The sequence below is a fragment of the Serratia sp. DFXYC6 genome (genome assembly GCF_057196085.1).
In genome coordinates, this window is record NZ_JBXUNV010000003.1 from 75,767 (window position 1) to 100,387 (window position 24,621).

A 24,621-nucleotide genomic window follows, 5' to 3' on the forward strand; every position below is an offset into this window, starting at 1 on the left:
AAATGCCGGCCCTTTTTTTATCGCGAGAAGCGCTTACAACCCCCCGGCGTCGCGTTTGGTGTTCGGCGCCGGCGTAGACGGCGGCGTACGGCCGTTGTTGGTCAACCGCGACAGCGTCTCGGTGCGCACCTGGAACGGCGGGTACGGCAGCGTGATGCCGTGCTCGCGATAGCCCGCCAGGATCAGTTGGTGGATCTCGTGGCGCAGCGGCATGCGGTGGCCCATCTCGGCGGCGTAAATACGCATCTCGAAGATCTGGATGCCCTGTTGCAGATCGACCAGGTAAACCTCCGGCGCCGGATTATCCAGCACCAGCGAGCAGCGTTCGGCGGCGTTCATCAGGATTTTGGTCACCTCCTCGCTGTTGGCTTCGCCCGGCGCCGGTACGGTCAGCACCACACGGGTCAGGGTGTCCGACAGCGACCAGTTGACGAACTGTTCGGTGATGAACGCTTTGTTCGGCACGATGATCTCTTTGCGGTCCCAGTCCGAGATGGTGGTGGCGCGGGTATTGATCTTGGTGACGGTGCCGGTCAGGTTGCGGATCGTCACGGTGTCGCCGATGCGGATCGGTTTCTCGAACAGGATGATCAGGCCGGAGATGAAGTTAGAGAAGATCTCCTGCATGCCGAAGCCCAACCCCAGACTGAGCGCGGTAACCACCCACTGCAGTTTTGACCATTCGATGCCGATCCAGGCGAAGCTGAGCACCGCGCCGAACAGCAGCAGCAAGTACTTGGTGATGGTGGTGATGGCGTAGCCGGTGCCCGGCGACAGATCCAAGTGCTGCAGCACCGCCAGCTCCAGCAGCGCCGGCAGGTTGCGCACCAGCTGCATGGTGATGATCAGCACCAGAATAGCGATCAGAACCGCGCCGAGGGTGATCGGATGGGCGGTCTCTACGCCGTTGACCGTCGAAGTCACGTCCCACAGCGAGATGTTTTCCAGGAAGGCGAACGCGGAGTGGATCTCGGACCACAGCACGATCACCGACACCAGCGCGATCAGCGTCAGGATCGACCGCACCAGCCGCAGCGACTGGGCGCTGATGGTGTCCAGATCGAAGTCCGAATCGTCCGGATCGATGGCGCCTTCGGTGCTGTTCGGGGTGTGCGAGGTTTCGTCTTCGCCGCGGGCGCGCTGGGCCAGGATGTCGGCGCGGCGCTGTTTGGCGCGATCGAAGGCGATGCGCCGCCGTTGGATCAGCATCCAGCGGCGGATGATGTGGTAGATGACCAGCAACAGGAACCAGATCGCCACCGAGGTCTCCAGGCGCGCCAACAGCGCCTGCGCGGTGGTGAGGTAACCGACGGTCGAGGCCAGCGCCGCCAGCAGCGGCGCCGACAGCAGCAGCCCCCAGAAGGCGCTGTTGAGCATGTTGTCGCCGGAGCCGTTTTTATCCAGATACAGCGGAATGCCGGCGCGTTTCAGGCTGTGGGTGACCAGCGCCAGCGCCAGACACAGCAGGATAAAGCACAGCCGTCCCAGGGTGTTGGCGAACTCGCGTTCTTTCAGGCTATCGAAGGTGATCAGCGCCATGATCAGCGGCACGATCAGCCAGATCGACATCTTGTAGTAGCGCATGGCGCGCGAAACCTGCTTCGTCGGCCAGCGGAAGTGCACGATGAACAGCCCCTGCGGGTGGGCGAAGGCGGCGCAGATCATGCAGATCCACAGGATCGGCAGCGTGGCGGTCACCCCTTTGCCGATCGCTTCTGCCACCGGGTAGTTCCAGGCGCTCTGCAGGCCGTAACCGAGCGCGGCCCACAGCACCGGCAGCGGCATCGCCACCAGAATCGACCAGAACACGGTGCGCACCGTGAGGAAGAATTCGTCCTGCGTCACCTTGCCGACGCGGCTGCTGGCGCGCTCGAGGAAGGCGTGATAGTGCTTGCGTGAACTGATGCTGAAAATCACCAGCAGCAGGGCGCCGAAGATCGGGATCAGCGTTTCGCGGCTGGTCACCATCATCATGAAGGCGCCGCCGAGCTGCGACAACGTGTCCAACGACAGGACGCGCGTTAGATCGTGTGCCACGTTGAGCGGATAAGAGAAGTTGATCGGATTGACGTCCGGCACCCAGAACAGATAGCGGTGGGTGGCGTCGCGAATTTCGTTCAACGCTTCGATCAGTTGGGTGTTGGCCACCTTCAGCTTGGTCAGCTCGAGGATTTGGGTGTCGCAACCGGACAGCAGCGAGTTGAGCAGCTCGCGCTGGGTGCGCAGCTGGGCATCGACGATGCGCTGCTCCTGGCTGGTCAGCGCGCTGCCGTCGTCGCGCTTGAATTCGCGCTGCGACAGCTTTTCCAACTGATTTTCAAACTGCAGGCGCTGCACGCGCAGCTGGGCCATGTCGCCGTCCAGCTGTTGCGGCTTGGGCATTTCCGGCAGCGTCGCCACCTGGGCGCGCAGGGTTTCCCCCAGCGCCGACGACGAGCCGAGCCACTGGGCCTGTTCGATGATGGTGCTCAGCGCCTGGCGCACCTGCAGCGTCTGTGCCGCCGCCTGCCGCTGCTGCGACGAAATCAGATCCATGCGCTGCGCCTGGCTGTTCAGCGCGGCGGACAGTTCGCGGTTGATCTGCAACTGTTGGCTGATGCTTCTTGGCAAGTCGCCGTTCTGCTCGGCCAACTGCTCGGTTTTTTCCAGCGCCAGTTCCGCTTCGCGTTGGCGCTGGGCATTGAGGTTGTTGCGCAGCGCCTGCAGCTGCACGTCTATTTTCTCGTGGCGCTTTTTATAGACCTCGGCGCGCATGCGCGCCAGCTCCTGCCGGTTGTTGGCCGACAGCTGCGCCAGCTCCAGCTCGTCCACTTTGGCTTTGCGCGCCGCCGCTTCGGTCTGCAGCAGGGCCAGGGCGGCCTGCGCGTACGGCGTGGTCGGGTTGGCAGGCTGCGCCTGCAGGCGGCGCTGCACTTCCGTCAGCGCACGGCGAGCGTCGGTCTGCTGCTGCGGCAGCTGGCCGAGCGAATCGCTGATCTCCCGCGTGCGATCCTGCTCTTGCTGCAGCAGGCGCGCCTGTTCCAGCAGCAGGCTGCTGGTTTGCAGGATCTGCTGTTCCAGCTCGGCGGCCGGCAAATCGTCGCCGTTCGGCAGGATCTTGTTGCTTTCCAGCACCAACTGACGGCGCAGCTCCTGCGTCATCTTCGGGAAATCGTCTATCACTCTCTGATACTGCTCGGAGCGAGTCTGCGACTCTTTGCGCTCCGTCAGCCAGTTGAGGGCGCTTTGCAGCGCCTCGGTGGTTTCCGCCTGATTCGGCGCGTTTTTGCTGCTTTCCGCCTGCTTCAGCTCCTGTTTGAGCTGGCTCTCGGTCGGCACGGGGGCGGCCAGCGCCGGTTGCCACAACAGGCAACCGAGCAAAAGCGTGATGAAAAGGCGCACGGCGTCGATTCCTTTAGATCGGGGTCTGTGGTGTTTCAGCGGCGGCCGGGATTTCGGCGAAGGCTTCACCCATGCGGGTGACGGTGCCGTTATGCAGCTGCGGCGCAAACTGCACGCTGCCTGCGGTAAACAGGTTGATCACCGTGGAGCCGAGCTTGAAACGGCCCATCTCGGCGCCTTTTTCCAATGTGATGGCGCCTTCTTCACCAGCGGCCGGGTAGGTCCAGCGCTTGATAATGCCTTCGCGCGGCGGCGTGACGGTGCCGGCCCAGACGGTTTCAATGCTGCCGACGATGGTGGCGCCGACCAGGATTTGCACCATCGGCCCGATGTCGGTGTCGAAGACGCAGATCACGCGCTCGTTGCGTGCGAACAGGTTAGGCACGTTGGCGGCGGTGAGCGGGTTGACCGAGAACAGATCGCCCGGCACATAGATCATTTCGCGCAGCACGCCGGCGCACGGCATGTGGACGCGGTGATAGTCGCGCGGCGCCAGGTAGGTGGTGGCGAACAGGCCGTTGCGGAACGGCTCGGCCAACAGATAGTTGCCGGCCAGCAGCGCTTCCAGGCTGTAGTGGTGGCCTTTGGCCTGGAAGATTTGATCCTCGCGGATCGGGCCGAGCTGGCTGATGGCGCCATCGGCGGGCAGCGCCAGCCAGTTGGCGTCGGCGATGATCGGGCGCGCGCCATCGCGCAGCGGGCGCACGAAGAAGTCGTTGAAGGTGGCGTAAGACGCCAGGTCCGGGTTTTGCGCTTCCTGCATGTCCACGCGGTAGTAGCGGGCGAAGGTTTTGACCACCAGTTGGGTCAGCCAGCCGGCACGTTTGTCGGCGCCCCAGCCCGCCAGGCGGGTCAGCGCCAGCTTCGGCAGCCAATATTGCAGTTTAATCTTGATGCTATCCAGCACGTTAACCTCGTGAATCAGGGTAAAGGGCGCGCATTGTAACGAGGGCTCCGCCGTCGTCAATGCCCGCCCGTCAGTGTCAGTCTGCGGCGTCCGTGAAGTTCTTGCGAACCTTCACCTGCGCCATGCTTTCCAGAATGCGGTGGTAGTTGTCGAAACGCTCTTGCGCGATATCGCCTTTCTCCATCGCCGCGCGGATAGCGCAGCCGGGATCGGTATCGTGGCGGCAGTCGCGGAATTTGCAACCGCCTAAATAATCACGGAATTCGACAAAGCCGCGGGTAATTTGTTCCGGCTCCAGGTGCCACAGGCCAAACTCGCGCACTCCGGGGGAGTCGATCACGTCGCCGCCGTGCTGGAAGTGGTACAGCCGCGCGGCGGTGGTGGTATGTTGCCCGAGGCCCGAGACGTCGGAAACCTGATTTACCAGAATTTGCTCTTCAGACGGCGGCAGCAGCGCGTTCAGCAGGCTGGATTTGCCGACCCCCGACTGGCCGGCGAAGATGCTGATGCGCCCGGCCAGCGCCTGTTCGAATTCCGCCATGCCTTCCCGCGTCTGGCTGGAGACTTCCAGCACCCGGTAGCCAATCTTGCGATAGATATCCATCATGCCGTCGACCAGCTTGCGCGCTTCGGCGTCCAGCAGGTCAATTTTGTTGAGCACGATCAGCGGCTCGACTTCGAGCGTTTCGCAGGCCACCAGATAGCGGTCGATGATGTTCAGCGACAGCTCGGGCAGGATCGCCGACACGATGACGATCTGATTGATATTGGCGGCGATCGGCTTCACGCCGTCATAGAAGTCCGGGCGCGTCAGCACCGAGGTGCGCTCGTGCACCGCTTCCACGATGCCCTTCACCCCTTCATGGGTGCCCAGGCCGGGGCGCCACACCACGCGATCGCCGGTGACCAGCGAACGCAGCGTGCGGCGGATGTTGCAGCGGTGCTGAGTGCCATCCGGCGCCTCAACGTCGGCGTGCATGCCGAAACGGCTGATGACGACGCCTTCCTGCGGCTCGCCCAGTTGGGAATCATCCGGTTCCGGTTTGTTATCGGCGCGCTTCAAACGGCGCTGATGGTTCGCCTGCACGCGGCGTTGCTGACCTTTGGACAGTTTGTTCTTACTCACTGCGCCTCACTTGAATCGGTTTTATACCTTTACGTATATGCACAGCCGCGGCGGGGAGTTGCCCCCGGCGCAGCCTTGAACCCGTCAGGGTATATGTCGCCCAAGGCGACCAAAAAGACTATGATACACGCTATTTTATATTAAATAACCGTTGTTAGCCGCCGGCTGCGGCGCGTCGCCACCGGCGGCGCCCGTCGTCTCGTCCGCACAGCGTTTTTCTCTCGGCTTTTAGGCAGGAAACATCATGACAGGAAACGAAAATAACCTGATTTGGATCGATTTGGAGATGACCGGGCTGGATCCCGAGCGTGACCGCATTATCGAGATCGCCACGCTGGTCACCGACGCCAACCTGAACATCCTGGCGGAAGGGCCGGTGATCGCCGTGCACCAATCCGACGAGCAGCTGGCCTTGATGGACGAGTGGAACGTGCGCACCCATACCGGCAGCGGGCTGGTGGAGCGGGTGAAAGCCAGCCGCCAGGACGATCGCGCCGCCGAGCTGGAAACCATCGCCTTCCTGCAGCAATGGGTGCCGGCCGGCAAATCGCCGATCTGCGGCAACAGCGTGGGCCAGGATCGCCGTTTCCTGTTCCGCTACATGCCGGAGCTGGAAGCCTACTTCCATTACCGCTACCTGGACGTCAGCACGCTGAAGGAACTGGCGCGCCGTTGGAAGCCGGAAATTCTCGGCGGCTTTAAGAAGCAGGGCACCCATCAGGCGCTGGATGACATCCGCGAATCGGTGGCCGAACTGGCTTATTACCGCGAACATTTCATTCAGCTTTAAGGCGATGGCGGCCCCTGCGGGGAAAACACGCCGTTTTTAGCCGCTTAATTCGCCAATCTGGCGCTTTAATCGGCAATCAAACAAAAATCGCGTTTTTTTGCTTTCAGGGGCTTGCGGCAAAAAGGATTTCTCGTATAATGCGCACCCCGTACCGATGAAGAATTTCGTAACGTTCCACCATCGATACGCCGGGCGGGAATAGCTCAGTTGGTAGAGCACGACCTTGCCAAGGTCGGGGTCGCGAGTTCGAGTCTCGTTTCCCGCTCCAAATTCAACAATGTCGCGATGCGGCATGATGAATAAATAAAGCAGTATCAAGCAGTACCTATGCGACGCGGGAATAGCTCAGTTGGTAGAGCGCAACCTTGCCAAGGTTGAGGTCGCGAGTTCGAGCCTCGTTTCCCGCTCCAAAAATTCAAAGGTCACGCCAGTGTTTGGTGACCGGATGCCGAAAGCATCTCTATGCGGGAATAGCTCAGTTGGTAGAGCACGACCTTGCCAAGGTCGGGGTCGCGAGTTCGAGTCTCGTTTCCCGCTCCAATTTTCTCTTCGTTTCAAACTCAAGTCCAACGCCTTATCCGGCGCGGATTTTTGTCCCGTTTTACACGCCCGGTAAAAATGTTGTGAACAGAGTTATCCACAGCCTCTGCACATAAACTCGCCTGCCTGAAAAATCAACGTCATACAAATTAAATATTTATCTATTTGATTTATATGCTTATTTATTTATCCCAAAACGTTATGCCGATCACTTGCTCTTTTTGTTGCAGTTGAAAGACAACGTGTTTTTATTTTTATGCACAAATCCACAGAGTAAGGATGCCGATGATGCGGCCGCGCGGCGCACGCCGTCAGGCGTCCCTCGGCAAACCTTTTTCCACAGCCCGTATCAGCCGTTTTTTCTGTGCCGTCTGCACCTCGATGCCCTGCGCTTCACGGCGAGCAAGCTGTTGCGCCAGCGCCCAGTGGATATGTTCGTCCAGCATGCTGTCCTGGCCCAAACGCGTGCGCAGCGCGAGCACGACGCCGTCCTCATAAGGCGCATTGCCCAGCGCCACGGCGATATTGCGCAACCAGCGCAGGTGGCCGATGCGGCGTATCGCCGAGCCTTCGGTGATGCGCAGGAATTTTTCTTCTGTCCAGTTGAACAGATCGATCAGCTGCGGCGCATGCAGTGCGGCGCGCGGGCTGAAATCGTCTTCGTCAGTGAGCTGCGAAAAGCGATTCCACGGGCAGATCAGCTGGCAGTCGTCGCAGCCGTAGATGCGGTTGCCGAGCAGCGGGCGAAATTCTTCCGGGATCGAGCCTTCCAGCTCGATGGTCAGGTAGGAGATGCAGCGCCGGGCGTCGACGGTATAGGGGGCGACGATGGCGCCGGTCGGGCAAGTGGTGATGCAGGCGACGCAGCGGCCGCACTGTTCTTCCTGCGGCTGATCCACCGGCAGCGGCAAATCGATCAGCAACTCGCCGAGGAAAAACCACGACCCGGCTTCACGGTTGAGAATTAGTGAGTGTTTACCAACCCAGCCAATGCCCGCCTTGGCGGCCAGCGCGCGCTCCATCACCGGCGCAGAATCGACAAAGGGGCGGAAATTCAACTCGCCGCAGTATTCCTGGATCTGATCGCCCAGTTTTTTCAGGCGCTGGCGCAACAGCTTGTGATAGTCACGCCCCAGCGCGTAGCGGCTGACGTAGCCCAGTTGCGAATTCTGCAAGGTGCTGGCGAACGCCGCCTTGGCCGGCAGGTAGTTCATGCGCACGCTGATCACTCGCAGCGTGCCCGGCAACAGTTCGTGAGGGCGTGCGCGCAACATGCCGTGGCGCGCCATCCATTCCATCTCGCCGTGGTACTGCTTGTCGAGCCAGGCCTGCAGCTTCGGCTCTTCAAGGCTCAGATCGGTATCGCAGATGCCAACCTGCTGGAATCCTAGCGATTGCCCCCATAGCTTGATATGTTGGGCGAGTTGATGGAGATCGAGGGGGTGCGTCATGACGGGCCACAGTGAAAAAGCATACGCTGACAGTTTACCACACTCTGTCTGGCCTGCGGATTGGATCCGTCGCTCGGAACCCGCGGCGGCGGCCTCGCTCGGTATTTCTCTTTACGATTTGATGCAGCGCGCCGGTCAGGCGGCCTACGCGCTGGCGCGCAACGCGTATCCCTCCCGCGACCACTGGCTGGTGCTGTGTGGCCACGGCAACAACGGCGGCGACGGCTATGTGGTGGCGCGCCTGGCGAAGGCGGCAGGCGTGCAGGTGACGCTGATCGCCTGCGAAGGCGCACGCCCTTTGCCACCGGAAGCCGCAGTGGCTCGCGAGGCCTGGCAAGCTGCAGGCGGCGACATTCTGCCGGCGAACAGCCGCTGGCCGGCGTCTGTTTCGCTCATTATCGACGGCCTGCTGGGCACTGGCCTTGGCAGCGCGCCGCGTGCGCCTTACGACGCGCTGATCGAGGCCGCCAACCGCCATTCGGCGCCGGTGGTGGCGCTCGATGTTCCGTCCGGCTTGTTGGCGGAAAGCGGCGCGGCGCCAGGCGCGGTGGTGCGTGCCGCGCACACCGTCACGTTCATCGGCCTCAAACCGGGGCTGCTGACTGGCCAGGCGCGCGACTGGGTCGGGCAACTTCATCAGAATGCGCTAGGCTTATCGGGTTGGTTGGCGAAGCAACCGGAGCAGATTCAGCGGCTTACCGCCGAGGCGTTGCCGCGCTGGCTGCATCCGCGCCGTCCTTGTGCGCATAAGGGCGAGCATGGCCGCCTGCTGTTGGTGGGCGGCGATAGCGGTTTCGGTGGCGCCATTCGCATGGCGGCGGAGGCGGCGCTGCGCAGCGGGGCTGGATTAGTGCGAGTGCTTACTCACATTGATCATGTTGCGCCGCTGCTGGCGGCCAGGCCGGAGCTGATGGCGCAGGCGCTCGACGAGGCGACGCTGCGGCAGGCGATGCAATGGGCGGATGTGCTGGTGATTGGCCCGGGGCTGGGCCAGGCTGAGTGGGGCAAAAACGCCTTGAGCGTGCTGCAAACCAGCGATAAACCGGCCTTGTGGGACGCCGATGCGCTGAACTTGCTGGCATTAAATCCCGAGAAACGGCAGAATCGCGTGATGACTCCGCATCCTGGAGAGGCGGCGCGGCTGTTGAGCTGCAGCACTGCCGACATCGAGAGTGATCGCTTACTTGCCGTGCGCAAGCTGACGGCGCGCTACGGCGGCGTGGCGGTGCTGAAAGGCGCCGGTACGCTGATCGCCGATGAGCAGGGGCAGATGGCGATCGCCGACGTCGGCAACGCCGGCATGGCCTCCGGCGGCATGGGCGATGTGCTGTCGGGCATCATCGGCGGTTTGCTGGCGCAAAAGCTCCCGCTGTATGATGCCGCCTGTGCGGGCTGCGTCGTGCATGGCGCGGCCGGCGATCGCGTAGCGGAAAGACAAGGAACAAGAGGCATGTTGGCGACCGATTTACTGCCGGACATCCTTCATTTCGTTAACCCTGAGTGGGCAAAATAGACTTTATCGAATGAAAGAACTCGTTTTACCTCTGCCGGACGAGGCAGCGACTGTCGCTTTGGGCACCACTTTGGCCAAGGCCTGCGATCGCGCCAGCGTCATCTATCTCTACGGCGACCTGGGCGCCGGTAAAACCACCTTCAGCCGTGGCTTCCTGCAGGCGTTGGGGCATCAGGGCAACGTCAAAAGCCCGACCTACACGCTGGTGGAACCCTATGCCTTGCAGCCGCTGGCGGTGTATCACTTCGATCTGTATCGCCTGGCCGATCCGGAAGAGCTTGAATTCATGGGCATTCGCGATTACTTCGCGCAAGACGCCATCTGCCTGGTCGAATGGCCGCAGCAGGGCACCGGCGTGCTGCCGGAGCCGGACCTGGCGCTGCACCTCGGCTATCAGGGCGAGGGACGAGAGGCGAAGATCGAGGCGATTTCTGCTTACGGCAGCCAGCTGTTAGACCGCATTCATGGATCACAGGGATGATGCTGCAATGACGCAGGTGTTGAAAAAATTTGCGGTCATCATGCTGATCGCCGTGCTGGGGCCGCTCGGCGCGTTGAACGCGCTGGCGGCGTCCTCGCTGTCCGATATCAAAGTGTCGAACGCCCAACGCGAAGCGACGGTGTCGGTGAGCTTCAATGGCCCGCCGGACTATGCGTTTTTCCCGCTGCACGGCCCGGAACGGGTGGTGCTGGACGTTAACCAGAAGGGCAAAGTCGGCGGCCTGCCGCTCAACTTTAGCGGGCAAAACCTGGTGAAGAGCATTCGCTCCAGCGCGCCGAAAGACGCTCAGAGCGTGCGCCTGGTGTTTGATCTGACCCAGCGCGCCAAAACCCGCGTTTCCACTCGCCAGAACGGCGGCGTGCATACCGTGGTATTCACCATTTCGGCCGAAGGCGGCGCCAATATCGTGGCGCGTAAAGCGCCGGTGCAAACGCCTCCGCCGGTCGCCGTCAGTCAACCGCCGCGTCAGGCGCCGGTTGCGGTGCGTGAAGCGCCGGAGCCGCCGCTGCGCAAAGCGCCGACGGGATCGAATCCCTTCACCCAAAAACAGACTGTGGTCGCAGGCACCGCCACTGAGGTCACGCCGCGCAGCAGCCGCGTTTCCGCCGGTTCCGGCGATCGGGTGGTGGTGGCGATCGACGCCGGCCACGGCGGCCAGGATCCGGGAGCCATTGGCCCGAGCGGGTTGAAAGAAAAGAATGTCACCATCGCCATCGCGCGCCGCCTGCAGGCGATGCTGGACGCCGATCCGCAGTTCAAACCGGTGCTGACGCGTAACGGCGACTATTTTATCTCGGTGATGGGGCGTTCCGACGTTGCGCGCAAACAGGGCGCCAACGTGCTGGTCTCCATCCACGCCGATGCCGCGCCAAACCGCAGCGCCAGCGGCGCTTCCGTCTGGGTACTGTCCAACCGCCGCGCCAACAGCGAAATGGCCGGCTGGCTGGAACAGCACGAGAAGCAGTCTGAGCTGCTCGGCGGCGCCGGCGATTTGCTGGCCAATAGCCAGGCCGACCCTTATCTGAGCCAGGCGGTGCTGGATCTGCAGTTCGGCCACTCGCAGCGCGTCGGGTACGATGTGGCGGTGAAGGTGCTGCAGCAGCTTCAGAGCGTCGGCTCGTTGCATAAACGCCGGCCGGAACACGCCAGCCTGGGTGTGCTGCGTTCGCCGGATATTCCATCGCTGCTGGTGGAAACAGGATTTATCAGTAATAGCACGGAGGAGCGGCTGCTGGGCAGTAGCGCGTATCAGGAGAAGATTGCCAAGGCCATTCATAACGGCCTGCGTAGCTACTTCCTGGCGCATCCGCTGCAAGCCGACCCAAAGGTGGAAAACCGACCGCTGGACGTCGCAGCGGCGGTTAACACCTCAACACCAGACGTGCGCCAGCCGGAGCCTATCGTCAGCCCGGCCGGCGCGAGCCGCAGCGTTAGCGGCAAGACCCAGATCCACGTGGTGAAGCGGGCGGAGACGCTGTCCGGCATCGCCGACAGCTACGGCACCACCATGGCGGCCCTGCGGGATCTGAACAAACTGAAGAAAGACGGCGTGTGGGTCGGGCAACGCCTGAAGGTGCCGGCGGGGAAAACCGCCGCCGTCACCGCCGTCGCCAAGGCGAAAACGCCGGCGAAGAAGCCGTCTAAACATAAAGTGGCCCGTGGGGACACGCTGTCCTCTATCGCTTCTCGTTATGGGGTCAGCGTCGGCGATCTGAAACGGGTCAATAATCTGAAGTCGGACGTCGCGCCGCTGGATCGGACGTTGACCATTCCGCAGGCCTAGCGCCACCGCTACAGGAGTCAGCATGCCTATCCAGGTGTTACCGCCACAGCTCGCCAACCAGATCGCCGCCGGAGAGGTGGTTGAACGCCCCGCGTCGGTGGTCAAAGAGCTGGTGGAAAACAGTCTGGACGCCGGTGCGACGCGCATCGATATCGATATCGAACGCGGCGGTGCCAAGCTGATCCGCATTCGCGATAACGGCTGCGGCATCGGCAAGGACGACCTGGCGCTGGCGCTGGCGCGGCATGCCACCAGTAAAATCAGCACGCTCGACGACCTGGAAGCGATCGTCAGCCTCGGTTTTCGCGGCGAAGCGCTGGCCAGTATCAGTTCGGTGTCCCGTTTGACCCTGACGTCGCGCACCGCCGAGCAGAGCGAAGCGTGGCAAGCCTACGCCGAAGGGCGCGAGCAGGCGGTGACGGTCAAACCCGCCGCGCACCCGGTCGGCAGCACGCTGGAAGTGCTGGATCTGTTTTACAATACTCCGGCGCGCCGCAAGTTCATGCGCACCGAGAAAACCGAATTTGGCCATATCGATGAAGTGGTGCGGCGCATCGCGCTGGCGCGTTTCGATGTGGCGATCAACCTCAGCCACAACGGCAAACTGATCCGCCAATACCGGGCGGCGAAGGAAGAGAGCCAGCACGAGCGCCGTTTAGGCAGCATCTGCGGCCCGGCGTTTTTACAGCATGCGTTGAGCATCGACTGGCAGCACGGCGATCTGAGCATCCGCGGTTGGGTGGCGGATCCGGCCGGGGCACGCCAACTGGGTGAAGTGCAGTATTGTTACGTCAACTGTCGCATGATGCGCGATCGTTTGATCAATCACGCCATTCGTCAGGCCTATCAGGATCAGTTGAAGGACGATCAGCAGCCCGCTTACGTGCTGTATCTGGAGGTCGATCCGCACCAGGTGGATGTCAACGTTCATCCCGCCAAGCACGAGGTGCGTTTCCATCAGGCGCGGCTGGTGCACGATTTTATCTACCAGGCAGTGACCACGGTGCTGCAACAGGCCGGGCAGACGCCGTTGCTGCCGCTGGCGGAAACGCCGGACGAAGCGCCCGCGCCGGTCTGGCAGCAGGAAAACCGCGTCGCCGCCGGCGGCAACCATTTTTCTTTGCCGGCGTCGCGTCGTGAAACGCCGTCATCGCCCGGCGCCGCCCGCGAGCGCGCGCCGCAGCCCGGTTGGCAAACGGCGGGCGGTTACCAAAAACGCGAAGGCGAGCTGTACGGTAAACTGATGCAGCCCGCCGCCGAGCTGCCGGCCGAGGCCGCGCCGGAAACCCCGAGCAAGCCGCCGCTGTTCCCGCCGGCGAAAGCCGCAGCGGAAACGCCGTTGGCGAGCGGGCAACACAGCTTTGGCCGGGTGCTGATGATCCATCCGCCGTGTTATGCGTTGATTGAACAGCGCCAGCAGCCGGCGTTGCTTAACCTGACGGTGGCGGAACGCTGGCTGCGCCAGGCGCAGCTCAACCCGCCGGCAGAAGGGCTGCGGCCGCAGCCGCTGCTGATCCCAGTCAAGCTGACGTTGGAGAAGAGCGAAGCGGCGGCCATCGCGCGGCATCAGGCGCTGCTGACGATGATGGGGCTGGATCTGCAGGCGGATCACGGCCGTGTGACGCTGCGCGCAGTGCCTTTACCATTACGCCAACAAAATTTACAAAAACTGATACCCGAACTGTTAGGCTATCTGGCCGAACATCAGGAGATGTCGCCCGCGGTGCTGGCTACCTGGCTCGCTCGCCGCCTTGGCAGCGAACATGAACAGTGGAACACCTCGCAAGCGATACAATTGCTGACCGACGTTGAACGACTTTGCCCGCAGCTGGTCAAATCGCCACCGAGCGGACTTTTACAACCCGTTGATTTACAGGCCGCACTGGCGGCCCTCAAGCATGACTGACACTGAAATGACACCACGTCCCCCGGCTATTTTCATCATGGGGCCAACCGCCTCGGGCAAGACTGCGCTGGCGATCGCGCTGCGTGAACGCCTGCCGGTGGAGCTGATCAGCGTCGATTCCGCGCTGATTTACCGCGGCATGGATATCGGCACCGCCAAGCCGAGCGCCGAAGAATTGGCGCAGGCGCCGCACCGGCTGATCGATATCCGCGATCCCGCCGAAGCTTACTCGGCCGCGGAGTTTCGCGCCGATGCGCTGAAAGAGATGGCCGACATCACCGCCGCCGGCCGCATTCCGCTGTTGGTGGGCGGCACCATGTTGTATTTCAAGGCGTTGCTGGAAGGATTGTCGCCGTTGCCGTCCGCCGATCCCGCGGTGCGCGAGCGCATCGAACGGCAAGCGGCGGAGCAGGGCTGGGAGGCGTTGCACCGTCAGTTACAGGCGATCGATCCGGTCGCGGCATTGAGAATTCATCCGAATGATCCGCAGAGACTGTCCAGAGCACTGGAAGTTTTTTTTATTTCGGGTAAAACTTTAACGGAACTGACTAAAATTTCGGGTGAATCGTTGCCGTATCAAGTTCACCAATTTGCGATAGCGCCGACCAGCCGTGAGTTGATCCATCAACGCATCGAGCTGCGGTACCATCAAATGTTGGCGGCGGGTTTTGAGACGGAAGCGCGTGCACTTTTCGCACGGGGTGATTTGCATACGGACTTGCCCTCCATTCGCTGTGTCGGTTACCGCCAGATGTGGTCATACTTGTCTGGTGAAATTAGTTACGATGAGATGGTTTATCGTGGTATTTGCGCAACGCGTCAGTTGGCTAAACGCCAGATGACCTGGTTACGGGGTTGGGAGTCGGTCCATTGGTTGGACAGTGAAAAGCCGGGAGAGGCTTTGGACTCGGTGACACAGGTTGTTAGTGCATAGGTTGGGTGATTGTGTACAATTGCTGAGTATTCAGCGCGCAAATTTTTTACGTCGTTTATTTTAGAGCCGACAGGTTCTTAGTTACAAACAACAAGCAAATAAGGAAAAGATAGAATGGCTAAGGGGCAATCTTTGCAAGATCCGTTCCTGAACGCATTGCGTCGTGAACGTGTTCCGGTTTCTATTTATTTGGTGAATGGTATTAAGCTGCAAGGCCAGATTGAGTCTTTTGACCAGTTTGTCATCCTGTTGAAGAACACGGTTAGCCAGATGGTGTACAAGCACGCTATCTCTACCGTTGTCCCGTCACGCCCGGTTTCGCATCACAGCAACAACCCGAGCGGCGGTTCAAGCAACTATCACCATGGCAACAATCCGTCTGCGCAGCAACAGCCGCAGCAGGAAAGCGATGACGCTGAATAAAGCGCGTTGCAAGTCAACCATGACGGGGAGCATAAGCAGCCGCGGGCTGTTTATGTCCCCCAAACTCACGGTGAGTGTCCGTTTGAGAGGTTGCACGCTTGTTTGACCGTTATGAAGCCGGTGAGCAGGCCGTACTGGTTCATATCTATTTCTCGCAAGACAAAGATACGGAAGACCTCAACGAGTTCGAATCGCTGGTCTCCTCAGCCGGTGTCGAAGCTTTGCAAGTGGTGACTGGTAGCCGCAAAGCCCCGCATCCGAAGTACTTTGTCGGCGAAGGAAAGGCCGAAGAAATTGCAGATGCGGTGAAAGCCAGCGGCGCGTCTGTTGTCCTGTTTGATCATTCCCTTTCCCCGGCGCAGGAAAGAAACCTCGAGCGCCTGTGCGAATGCCGGGTGATCGATCGCACCGGGCTGATTTTAGACATCTTTGCCCAGCGTGCCCGCACCCATGAAGGTAAGCTGCAGGTGGAGCTGGCGCAGTTGCGTCACATCGCCACGCGCCTGGTACGCGGCTGGACGCACCTGGAGCGGCAAAAAGGGGGGATTGGCCTGCGCGGGCCGGGGGAAACCCAGCTTGAGACCGACCGTCGCCTGTTGCGCGATCGCATCAGCTTGATTCTGCGCCGCCTGGAGCGGGTAGAAAAGCAGCGTGAACAAGGCCGACGCGCGCGGACCCGCGCCGATGTGCCGACCGTATCGCTGGTGGGCTACACCAACGCCGGCAAATCCACCCTGTTTAACCGAATAACGTCTGCCGAGGTGTATGCGGCGGACCAGCTATTTGCCACCCTGGATCCTACGTTGCGGCGCATTGACGTGCCGGACGTGGGGAATACCGTGTTGGCGGATACCGTAGGCTTTATCCGGCACCTGCCGCACGATCTGGTGGCCGCCTTCAAGGCGACGCTGCAGGAAACGCGCCAGGCATCTCTGCTGCTGCACGTCATCGATGCCGCAGATCCGCGCGTCGATGAGAACATCGAAGCGGTGAACACCGTGCTGGCGGAGATAGACTCGGATGAAATTCCTACACTGTTAGTGATGAACAAAATAGATATGCTGGACGATTTTGTGCCGCGTATCGACCGCAACGACGAAAACCTGCCGATCCGGGTGTGGCTGTCCGCCGCCAGCGGAGAGGGTATTCCGTTGCTGTATCAGGCGTTGACGGAGCGCTTATCGGGGGAGATCGCGCATTACGAATTGCGCTTACCGCCACGGGCAGGCCGTCTTCGCAGCCGTTTTTACCAGCTTCAGGCGATTGAAAAAGAGTGGAACGAAGAAGACGGCAGCATTGGCGTGGTGGTGCGAATGCCGATCGTCGAATGGCGTCGTCTCTGCAAGCAAGAACAGGACCTGATTGACTTTATCGTATGATCATATCCTGTTACATTTATGCTTCGCGAAAGCCTGAAGTACCCAATCACAGAATATGGAGCTAAAACATGGCGTGGAATCAGCCCGGTAATAACGGACAGGACCGCGACCCGTGGGGGAGCAGCAATAACAATGGCGGCAACTCTGGCGGTAACAACAAAGGCGGTCGTGATCAAGGGCCACCTGATTTGGACGATATCTTCCGCAAACTGAGCAAGAAATTGAGCGGTTTCGGCGGGGGCAAAGGCTCCAACAGCAATAGCGGCGGCACCGGCACCTCTGGTCCGGGCTTCAGCGGCCGCATTATCGGTATCGCGGCGGTCGCCGTGGTGGTGATCTGGGCCGCCAGCGGCTTCTACACCATCAAGGAAGCCGAGCGCGGCGTCGTGACGCGTTTCGGTAAGTTCAGCCATCTGGTGCAGCCGGGCCTGAACTGGAAGCCGACCTTCATTGACGACGTGCGTCCGGTGAACGTGGAGTCCGTGCGCGAATTGGCAGCGTCCGGCGTGATGCTGACCTCCGATGAAAACGTGGTGCGCGTGGAAATGAACGTGCAGTACCGCGTGACCAACCCGGAAGCGTACCTGTTCAGCGTCGTCAATGCCGACGACAGCCTGAGCCAGGCGACCGACAGCGCCCTGCGCGGCGTGATCGGCAAATACTCGATGGATCGCATCCTGACTGAAGGCCGTACCGTGGTGCGTAACGATACGCAGCGCATGCTGGAAGAGACCATTCGTCCTTACAACATGGGCATCACGCTGCTGGACGTCAACTTCCAGGCGGCGCGTCCGCCGGAAGAGGTGAAGGCGTCGTTCGACGATGCGATCGCCGCGCGTGAGAACGAGCAGCAATACATCCGTGAAGCGGAAGCTTACGCCAACGAAGTTCAGCCGCGTGCGAACGGCCAGGCGCAGCGTCTGCTGGAAGACTCCAAGGCTTATAAGGACCGCACCGTCCTGGAAGCTCAGGGTGAGGTGGCGCGCTTTGCCAAGCTGTTGCCGGAATACAAGTCCGCACCGCAGATCACCCGCGAGCGTCTGTATATCGAAACCATGGAAAAAGTGCTGGGCCATACCCGTAAGGTGTTGGTGAGCGACAAAGGCAACAACCTGATGGTGCTGCCGCTGGATCAGATGCTGCGCGGCCAAGGCGCGGCGACGGAGAGCGGCAACAAGGATACCAGCCTGATTCGCCTCAATCCGAATCCTGCGCCGGCTGCCAACAGCAGCACTCCGCGCACCAGCGGCGGATCGGTTATGGATCAGCGCCGGGCGAATGCGCAGCGTGACGACACCACTCGCGTAGGGAGAGAGTAATCAATGCGTAAGTCTTTTGTAGTTATTGTCCTCGCGGTGCTGGTGGTGCTGTACGCTTCGCTGTTCGTGGTGCAGGAAGGCCAGCGCGGCATCGTGCTGCGCTTCGGCAAGGTGCTGCGCGATGGCGAAAACAAGCCGCTGGTGTATGCGCCGGGTCTGCACCTCAAGATCCCATTCATTGAGACCGTGAAGAACCTGGATGCGCGCATCCAGACCATGGACAACCAGGCCGATCGCTTCGTGACCAGCGAGAAGAAAGACCTGATCGTCGACTCCTATCTGAAGTGGCGCATCAGCGATTTCAGCCGTTACTATCTGGCGACCGGCGGCGGCGACGTCTCCCAGGCCGAAGTGCTGCTGAAACGCAAGTTCAGCGACCGTCTGCGTTCCGAAATCGGCCGCCTGGACGTGAAAGACATCGTGACCGACTCGCGCGGCAAGCTGATGTCTGACGTGCGTGACGCGCTGAACACCGGCACAGTGGGCGACGGCGAAGAAGTGGCGACCACCGAAGCCGATGACGCTATCGCCTCTGCGGCGGCGCGCGTTGAGCGGGAAACCACCGGCAAACAGCCGCAGGTGAACCCGAACAGCATGGCGGCGCTGGGCATCGAAGTGATCGACGTGCGTATCAAGCAGATCAACCTGCCGGCCGAAGTGTCCGACGCCATCTACCAGCGTATGCGCGCCGAGCGTGAAGCGGTAGCCCGTCGTCTGCGCTCGCAGGGCCAGGAAGAAGCCGAGAAGCTGCGCGCCAGCGCGGATTACGAAGTGACCCGTACCCTGGCGGAAGCAGAGCGTCAGGCGCGTATCACCCGCGGTGAAGGCGATGCCGAAGCCGCCAAGCTGTTCGCCAACGCGTTCAGCCAGGATCCGGACTTCTATGCCTTTATCCGCAGCCTGCGCGCCTATGAAGCCAGCTTCAAGGACAATCAGGACGTGCTGGTACTGAGCCCGGACAGCGATTTCTTCCGCTACATGAAGTCGCCTGATACCCTGCGCAAATAAGCGCGGGAGGCAATCTGATCGAGGGCCCGTTTACGCGGGCCCTTTCTCGTTTTTGGGGGATGCATGAACTCAACGATTTGGCTGGCGCTCGGGCTGGTTCTGGTGCTGGAAGGATTGGGGCCGATGCTGTTTCCGCAGGCCTGGCGCAAAATGATTGTGGCGATGTCGCAGTTGCCGGACGCGACGCTGCGGCGATTTGGCGGTGGAATAGTGGTTGCGGGCTGCGTGATCTACTACATGTTGAGCGGCCGCACGGGTCTTTAAAGTCTAGCCCAAAATTTATGCAATCGTATGCTAAAAGTGCTGAAAATCGAAAATTACGGTGGTAGAATCCATTTTTAAGCAATCGGTGATTTTGAAAAATGGGTAAGAACGTCGTCGTACTGGGCACCCAATGGGGTGACGAAGGTAAAGGCAAGGTTGTAGACCTGCTGACTGAACGGGCTCAATATGTTGTGCGCTACCAAGGTGGCCATAACGCTGGCCACACTCTGGTAATCAACGGTGAAAAAACCGTTCTTCATTTAATTCCTTCAGGTATTCTGCGTGAAAACGTCACCAGCATCATCGGCAACGGTGTTGTTCTGGCGCCGGACGCGTTGATGAAAGAAATGGGTGAACTCGAAGCGCGTGGCATCCCGGTACGCGAACGTCTGTTGCTCTCTGAAGCTTGCCCGTTGATCCTGCCTTACCACGTTGCGTTGGATAACGCGCGTGAGAAAGCGCGCGGCGCGAAAGCGATCGGCACCACCGGTCGCGGCATCGGCCCGGCTTACGAAGATAAAGTGGCTCGTCGCGGCCTGCGCGTCGGCGATCTGTTCAACAAAGAAACCTTCGCCGTTAAGCTGAAAGAGATCGTCGATTACCACAACTTCCAGCTGGTCAACTACTACAAAGTTGAAGCCGTCGATTATCAGGCGACGCTGGACTACGTGCTGTCTATCGCCGACATCCTGACCGCCATGGTGGTTGACGTTTCCGAACTGCTGGACGGCGCGCGCAAGCGTGGCGATCTGATCATGTTCGAAGGCGCTCAGGGCACCCTGCTGGATATCGACCACGGTACTTACCCGTACGTCACCTCTTCCAACACCACCGCCGGCGGCGTGGCTACCGGTTCCGGCATCGGCCCGCGTTATGTGGACTACGTGCTGGGCATCGTGAAAGCCTACTCCACTCGCGTGGGTGCAGGTCCGTTCCCAACCGAACTGTTCGATGAAACCGGCGAGTACCTGTGCAAGCAGGGTAACGAGTTCGGCGCCACCACCGGCCGTCGTCGTCGTACCGGCTGGCTGGACGCGGTAGCGGTGCGCCGCGCCGTGCAGATCAACTCCCTGTCCGGCTTCTGCCTGACCAAACTGGACGTCCTGGACGGCCTGAAAGAAGTGAAGATCTGCGTGGGCTACCGCATGCCGGACGGCCGCGAAGTGGACACCACTCCGCTGGCGGCTGAAGGCTGGGAAGGCATCGAGCCTATCTACGAAACCATGCCGGGCTGGAGCGAAACCACCTTTGGCGTGAAAGAGCACAGCAAGCTGCCTCAGGCTGCGCTGAACTACATCAAGCGCATCGAAGAAGTGACCGGCGTACCGGTAGACATCATCTCTACCGGCCCGGATCGCAGCGAAACCATGATCCTGCGCGACCCGTTCGACGCATAATCAGGCTTTGCGGCATTAAACAAACCGGGCGCGTCCCGGTTTGTTTTTATCCTGACTCCCTCCGATTGCGGTTTCACGTCAAAAAATCCTTTCATAAACCCGCCTTAGGGCGCGGGATTCGCTAAATAATTAGCGACGAACTCTCCGGCTGGTTTATTATCCAATGAGTAATCTTTTGAATAGCGCCGAAAAGCGGCGTATCAGACGGGTAAAGTGATACCCAGAGGTAAGATGTGCAGTTAACAAGTTTTACTGATTATGGCCTGCGGGCGTTGATCTACATGGCCTCGTTGCCGCAGGACAAGATGACCAGCATCTCGGAAGTGACCGAGGTTTATGGCGTGTCTCGCAACCATATGGTGAAGATCATCAATCAGTTGAGCCGGGTGGGTTTTGTCACGGCGGTGCGCGGCAAGCATGGCGGCATCCGTTTGGGCAAACCGGCCGAGAGCATTCGCCTCGGCGACGTGGTGCGGGCGCTGGAGCCGCTCGCGCTGGTTAACTGCAGCAGCGAGTTTTGCCACATCACCCCTGCCTGCCGATTGAAGCAGGTGCTCCAACAGGGCGTACAGAATTTCCTTGAAGAGCTGGATAAGCATACGTTGGCCGACATGGTCGAAGACAATCCGCCGCTCTACAAGCTATTGCTTGTCGAATAAAACGACGTTGAAAAGACAAGGCTCAACGTCATCCTGCTGATGACAACGGAGGAACCGCAATGTCACAAGATCCATTCCTGGAACGAGAAGCAGAAAAATACGAATCCCCTATCCCCAGCCGTGAATATATCCTGGCCCATTTGGCGAAAAGAGAAACGCCGGCCAGCCGCGAAGAACTGGGCAACGAATTGGGTCTCAGCGGTGAAGAACAGCTGGAAGCGCTGCGCCGCCGCCTGCGCGCCATGGAGCGCGATGGTCAGTTAGTGTTTACCCGCCGCCAGTGCTACGCGCTGCCGGAACGTTTGGATCTGCTGCGCGGCACGGTGATCGGCCACCGTGACGGCTACGGCTTCCTGCGCGTTGAAGGCAGCAAAGACGACCTGTACCTGTCCGCCGAACAGATGAAAATGGCGATCCACGGTGACGTGGTGCTGGCGCAGGCGCTGGGCGCGGATCGCAAAGGGCGCCGCGAAGCGCGCATCGTGCGCGTGCTGGTGCCGAAAACCAGCCAGATCGTCGGCCGCTTCTTCATGGACGCCGGTACCGGCTTCGTGGTGCCGGACGACAGCCGTCTGAGCTTCGATATTCTGATCCCGGCGGACAGCGTCAGCGGCGCGCGCATGGGCTTTATGGTGGTGGTGGAGCTGACTCAGCGTCCGACCCGCCGCACCAAAGCGGTCGGCAAGATCGTCGAGATCCTCGGCGACAAGATGGGCACCAGCATGGCGGTGGACATCGCGCTGCGCACCCATGAGATCCCGCATACCTGGCCGCCGCAGGTGGAAAAACAGGTGGCCGATCTCAGCGAACAGGTGCCGGAAGCGGCCAAGAAGGGCCGCGTCGATCTGCGCAAGCTGCCGTTGGTCACCATCGACGGTGAAGATGCGCGTGACTTCGATGACGCCGTGTACTGCGAGAAAAAACGCGGCGGCGGCTGGCGCCTGTGGGTGGCGATCGCCGACGTCAGCTACTACGTGCGTCCGCGCACCGCGCTGGACGATGAAGCGCGCAGCCGCGGCAACTCGGTCTATTTCCCGTCGCAGGTGATCCCGATGCTGCCGGAAGTGCTGTCCAACGGGCTGTGCTCCCTGAACCCGCAGGTCGATCGCCTGTGCATGGTGTGCGAGATGACCATCTCTGCCCAGGGGCGCCTGTCCACGGCCAAGTTCTACGAAGCGGTGATGAGCTCCCATGCCCGCCTGACCTACAACAAGGTGTGGCACATTCTGCAGGGCGATCAGGAGCTGCGCGAGCATTACCACCCGCTGGTCAAGCACCTGGAAGAGCTGCACGCCATGTACAAGGTGCTGGATAAGGCGCGCGCCGAGCGCGGCGGCATCGCGTTCGAAACCGAAGAAGCCAAATTCATCTTCAACGCCGAGCGTCGCATCGAGCGCGTAGAGCCGACGGTGCGCAACGACGCCCACAAGCTGATCGAAGAGTGCATGATCATGGCCAACGTGGCGGCCGCGCGCTTCGTCGAGAAACGCAACGAGCCGGCGCTGTACCGCGTGCACGATCGTCCGAGCGACGACCACATCTCCGCGCTGCGCAGCGTGCTGAGCGAGCTGGGGCTGACGCTGGGCGGCGGTAATAAGCCGCAGCCGAAGGACTATGCGGTGCTGATGGATGAAGTGTCCGAGCGCCCTGACCACGAAATGCTGCAAACCATGTTGCTGCGCTCGATGAAGCAGGCGATTTACGATCCGGAAAACCGCGGCCACTTCGGCCTGGCGCTGGCCTCTTACGGCCACTTCACCTCGCCGATCCGCCGTTATCCGGATCTGGCGCTGCACCGCGCGATCAAATATCAGCTGGCCAAGGAACACGGCGAGCCGAAAGAGCGCTGGACGCCGACCGGCGGCTGGCACAGCGAATTCGAAGAGATGCTGCAGCTGGGCGAACACTGTTCGATGACCGAGCGCCGCGCGGACGAAGCGACGCGCAACGTCGCCGACTGGCTGAAGTGCGACTTCATGCAGGATCACGTCGGTGAAGTGTTCAGCGGCATCATCTCCAGCGTGACCGGCTTCGGCTTCTTCGTGCGCCTGAACGATCTGTTTATCGACGGGCTGGTGCACGTATCAACGCTGGATAATGATTACTATCGCTACGATAATATCGGCCAGCGCCTGATCGGCGAGTCTTCTGGCACGGTTTATCGCCTGGGGGATACGGTGGAGATCCGCGTGGACGCGGTGCATATGGACGAGCGCAAGATCGACTTCGCGCTGGTGTCCAGCACCCGCAAAGCGCGCGGTGAAGGCAAAACCGAGCGCGATCGCGCCAAGAAAGGCGGCCAGCGTACGCTGCGCGACAACGGTAGCGCAGGGCGCGGCAAGCGCCGCGGCGGCAAACCGCCGGCCAACTTCGAGCCGGACAGCGCCTTCCGCAAGCAGGATGACGCCAAGCCTGCGGACAACGTGAAGAAGGCGAAAAAGAAAGCCAAGAAAGCGTCCGACAAAACGCGGAAAATCGCGGCGGCGACCAAAGCCAAACGCGCAGCCAAGAAGAAAGGTGCCGAGCAGGCCTAACCTGCCGCACATCGTTATCATCGGCCGGTTATCGCCGGCCGCACGAATTTAAAAGAGCATCATGAGCGAAATTATTTACGGCATCCACGCCGTCAAAGCCCTGTTAGAGCGCGACCCGCAACGCTTCCTGGAAGTGTTTATCCTGAAAGGCCGCGAAGATCGCCGCCTGCAACCGCTGATCGCCGAGCTGGAAGCGACCGGCATCGTTATTCAGGTGGCGAACCGCCAATGGCTGGATGACAAGGTTGAAGGCGCGGTGCACCAGGGGATCATCGCCCGGGTGCGCGAAGGGCGCCAGTATCAGGAGAACGATCTGCCTAGCCTGCTGGAAAGCGTGGAGACGCCGTTCCTGCTGGTGCTGGATGGCGTGACCGACCCGCACAACCTCGGTGCCTGCCTGCGCAGCGCCGACGCGGCCGGCGTGCACGCGGTGATCGTGCCGCGCGACCGTTCCGCCCAGCTGAACGCCACCGCCAAGAAAGTGGCCTGCGGCGCGGCTGAAAACGTGCCGCTGATCCGCGTGACCAACCTGGCGCGTACGCTGCGTCTGCTGCAAGAGATGAATGTCTGGGTGGTGGGTACCGCCGGTGAAGCCGACCATACGCTGTATCAGAGCAAAATGACCGGCCCGATGGCGCTGGTGATGGGCGCGGAAGGCGAAGGCATGCGCCGCCTGACCCGCGAACACTGCGACGAGCTGATCAGCATCCCGATGGCCGGTACCGTCTCTTCGCTGAACGTGTCGGTCGCCACCGGCATCTGCCTGTTCGAAGCGGTGCGTCAGCGTGGCTGATTCTCCTGACGG

General features: G+C 60.9%; 19 protein-coding genes and 3 tRNA genes. 18 read left to right on the forward strand and 4 right to left on the reverse strand.

What is annotated here, in order from left to right; genetic code table 11:
- Positions 1–33: 33 nt before the first annotated feature.
- From mscM to rsgA, 3 genes are all read right to left on the reverse strand, one after another.
- Positions 34–3,381 (reverse strand): miniconductance mechanosensitive channel MscM, encoded by a 3,348-nt coding sequence (mscM, locus tag AC2CGQ_RS16645; RefSeq protein WP_484593769.1) that lies wholly within the window; start codon positions 3,379–3,381, stop codon positions 34–36.
- Between the two features lie 13 nt (positions 3,382–3,394).
- A complete protein-coding gene (gene asd / locus AC2CGQ_RS16650; protein ID WP_015376384.1) occupies positions 3,395–4,288 on the reverse strand; it encodes an archaetidylserine decarboxylase in 894 nt (297 codons plus the stop codon).
- Positions 4,289–4,364: 76 nt separating this feature from the next.
- A complete protein-coding gene (gene rsgA / locus AC2CGQ_RS16655; RefSeq protein WP_021504946.1) occupies positions 4,365–5,414 on the reverse strand; it encodes a small ribosomal subunit biogenesis GTPase RsgA in 1,050 nt (349 codons plus the stop codon).
- Between the two features lie 244 nt (positions 5,415–5,658).
- Between rsgA and orn the strand changes: the two genes are divergently transcribed.
- The 4 genes from orn to AC2CGQ_RS16675 all read left to right on the forward strand — a co-directional run bounded on the left by orn (position 5,659) and on the right by AC2CGQ_RS16675 (position 6,744).
- Positions 5,659–6,204, forward strand: a complete 546-nt coding sequence (orn, locus tag AC2CGQ_RS16660) for an oligoribonuclease (RefSeq protein ID WP_004929689.1) — start codon at positions 5,659–5,661, stop codon at positions 6,202–6,204.
- 192 nt (positions 6,205–6,396) lie between these two features.
- A tRNA-Gly gene (locus AC2CGQ_RS16665) sits at positions 6,397–6,472 on the forward strand.
- Positions 6,473–6,538: 66 nt separating this feature from the next.
- A tRNA-Gly gene (locus tag AC2CGQ_RS16670) sits at positions 6,539–6,614 on the forward strand.
- A 54-nt stretch (positions 6,615–6,668) separates the two neighbouring features.
- Positions 6,669–6,744, forward strand: a tRNA-Gly gene (locus AC2CGQ_RS16675).
- 311 nt (positions 6,745–7,055) lie between these two features.
- Here AC2CGQ_RS16675 and queG read toward each other — a convergent pair.
- Positions 7,056–8,195 carry a tRNA epoxyqueuosine(34) reductase QueG gene (queG, locus tag AC2CGQ_RS16680; RefSeq protein WP_099982771.1) on the reverse strand — a complete coding sequence of 380 codons (1,140 nt, stop codon included), beginning with the start codon at positions 8,193–8,195 and terminating at the stop codon, positions 7,056–7,058.
- On the opposite strand from queG, the gene nnr reads away from it, so the two are divergent.
- The 14 genes from nnr (at position 8,194) to rlmB (ending at position 24,609) form a co-directional block, all read left to right on the forward strand.
- Complete coding sequence (gene nnr / locus AC2CGQ_RS16685; RefSeq protein WP_484593770.1) at positions 8,194–9,708, forward strand: bifunctional ADP-dependent NAD(P)H-hydrate dehydratase/NAD(P)H-hydrate epimerase; 1,515 nt, start codon at positions 8,194–8,196, stop codon at positions 9,706–9,708. The two genes, queG and nnr, sit on opposite strands and share 2 nt — an antisense overlap.
- A gap of 10 nt (positions 9,709–9,718) precedes the next feature.
- The gene (gene tsaE, locus AC2CGQ_RS16690; protein WP_015376387.1) at positions 9,719–10,189 is read left to right on the forward strand and encodes a tRNA (adenosine(37)-N6)-threonylcarbamoyltransferase complex ATPase subunit type 1 TsaE; all 471 of its coding nucleotides are present in this window, start codon (positions 9,719–9,721) and stop codon (positions 10,187–10,189) included.
- Positions 10,190–10,196: 7 nt separating this feature from the next.
- Positions 10,197–11,993, forward strand: coding sequence for an N-acetylmuramoyl-L-alanine amidase AmiB (amiB, locus tag AC2CGQ_RS16695; protein ID WP_004929933.1), 1,797 nt, complete (start codon positions 10,197–10,199; stop codon positions 11,991–11,993).
- Positions 11,994–12,015: 22 nt separating this feature from the next.
- Complete coding sequence (gene mutL / locus AC2CGQ_RS16700; RefSeq protein WP_484593771.1) at positions 12,016–13,899, forward strand: DNA mismatch repair endonuclease MutL; 1,884 nt, start codon at positions 12,016–12,018, stop codon at positions 13,897–13,899.
- A complete protein-coding gene (gene miaA / locus AC2CGQ_RS16705; protein WP_004933679.1) occupies positions 13,892–14,833 on the forward strand; it encodes a tRNA (adenosine(37)-N6)-dimethylallyltransferase MiaA in 942 nt (313 codons plus the stop codon). Before mutL ends, miaA begins: the two co-directional genes overlap by 8 nt.
- 114 nt (positions 14,834–14,947) lie before the next feature.
- A complete protein-coding gene (gene hfq, locus AC2CGQ_RS16710) occupies positions 14,948–15,256 on the forward strand; it encodes an RNA chaperone Hfq (protein ID WP_004933678.1) in 309 nt (102 codons plus the stop codon).
- A 98-nt stretch (positions 15,257–15,354) separates the two neighbouring features.
- Entirely contained in the window at positions 15,355–16,635 is a 1,281-nt protein-coding gene (gene hflX, locus AC2CGQ_RS16715) for a ribosome rescue GTPase HflX (RefSeq protein WP_484593772.1), read from the forward strand.
- Positions 16,636–16,703: 68 nt separating this feature from the next.
- Complete coding sequence (gene hflK, locus AC2CGQ_RS16720) at positions 16,704–17,954, forward strand: FtsH protease activity modulator HflK (RefSeq protein ID WP_016929360.1); 1,251 nt, start codon at positions 16,704–16,706, stop codon at positions 17,952–17,954.
- A gap of 3 nt (positions 17,955–17,957) precedes the next feature.
- Positions 17,958–18,962 (forward strand): protease modulator HflC, encoded by a 1,005-nt coding sequence (hflC, locus tag AC2CGQ_RS16725; RefSeq protein WP_004933669.1) that lies wholly within the window; start codon positions 17,958–17,960, stop codon positions 18,960–18,962.
- A gap of 63 nt (positions 18,963–19,025) precedes the next feature.
- A complete protein-coding gene (locus AC2CGQ_RS16730) occupies positions 19,026–19,226 on the forward strand; it encodes a DUF2065 domain-containing protein (protein WP_004933666.1) in 201 nt (66 codons plus the stop codon).
- Between the two features lie 98 nt (positions 19,227–19,324).
- Positions 19,325–20,623: an adenylosuccinate synthase gene (locus AC2CGQ_RS16735; protein WP_025159583.1), complete on the forward strand. Its 1,299-nt coding sequence runs from the start codon at positions 19,325–19,327 to the stop codon at positions 20,621–20,623.
- Between the two features lie 233 nt (positions 20,624–20,856).
- Complete coding sequence (gene nsrR, locus AC2CGQ_RS16740) at positions 20,857–21,282, forward strand: nitric oxide-sensing transcriptional repressor NsrR (protein ID WP_015376391.1); 426 nt, start codon at positions 20,857–20,859, stop codon at positions 21,280–21,282.
- 59 nt (positions 21,283–21,341) lie between these two features.
- Entirely contained in the window at positions 21,342–23,816 is a 2,475-nt protein-coding gene (gene rnr, locus AC2CGQ_RS16745; RefSeq protein WP_015376392.1) for a ribonuclease R, read from the forward strand.
- Between the two features lie 61 nt (positions 23,817–23,877).
- Positions 23,878–24,609, forward strand: coding sequence for a 23S rRNA (guanosine(2251)-2'-O)-methyltransferase RlmB (gene rlmB, locus AC2CGQ_RS16750; protein WP_021504939.1), 732 nt, complete (start codon positions 23,878–23,880; stop codon positions 24,607–24,609).
- Positions 24,610–24,621 lie beyond the last annotated feature (12 nt).

Bases quoted from the DNA above. Each gene is read 5' to 3' on its own strand.
- miaA (WP_004933679.1), top strand. From the start codon at position 13,892: ATGACTGACACTGAAATGACACCACGTCCCCCGGCTATTTTCATCATG.
- queG (WP_099982771.1), bottom strand. From the start codon at position 8,195: ATGACGCACCCCCTCGATCTCCATCAACTCGCCCAACATATCAAGCTA.
- amiB (WP_004929933.1), top strand. From the start codon at position 10,197: ATGACGCAGGTGTTGAAAAAATTTGCGGTCATCATGCTGATCGCCGTG.
- tsaE (WP_015376387.1), top strand. From the start codon at position 9,719: ATGAAAGAACTCGTTTTACCTCTGCCGGACGAGGCAGCGACTGTCGCT.
- mutL (WP_484593771.1), top strand. From the start codon at position 12,016: ATGCCTATCCAGGTGTTACCGCCACAGCTCGCCAACCAGATCGCCGCC.
- hflC (WP_004933669.1), top strand. From the start codon at position 17,958: ATGCGTAAGTCTTTTGTAGTTATTGTCCTCGCGGTGCTGGTGGTGCTG.
- orn (WP_004929689.1), top strand. From the start codon at position 5,659: ATGACAGGAAACGAAAATAACCTGATTTGGATCGATTTGGAGATGACC.
- hfq (WP_004933678.1), top strand. From the start codon at position 14,948: ATGGCTAAGGGGCAATCTTTGCAAGATCCGTTCCTGAACGCATTGCGT.
- AC2CGQ_RS16730 (WP_004933666.1), top strand. From the start codon at position 19,026: ATGAACTCAACGATTTGGCTGGCGCTCGGGCTGGTTCTGGTGCTGGAA.
- nnr (WP_484593770.1), top strand. From the start codon at position 8,194: ATGACGGGCCACAGTGAAAAAGCATACGCTGACAGTTTACCACACTCT.
- rlmB (WP_021504939.1), top strand. From the start codon at position 23,878: ATGAGCGAAATTATTTACGGCATCCACGCCGTCAAAGCCCTGTTAGAG.
- hflK (WP_016929360.1), top strand. From the start codon at position 16,704: ATGGCGTGGAATCAGCCCGGTAATAACGGACAGGACCGCGACCCGTGG.
- rnr (WP_015376392.1), top strand. From the start codon at position 21,342: ATGTCACAAGATCCATTCCTGGAACGAGAAGCAGAAAAATACGAATCC.
- AC2CGQ_RS16735 (WP_025159583.1), top strand. From the start codon at position 19,325: ATGGGTAAGAACGTCGTCGTACTGGGCACCCAATGGGGTGACGAAGGT.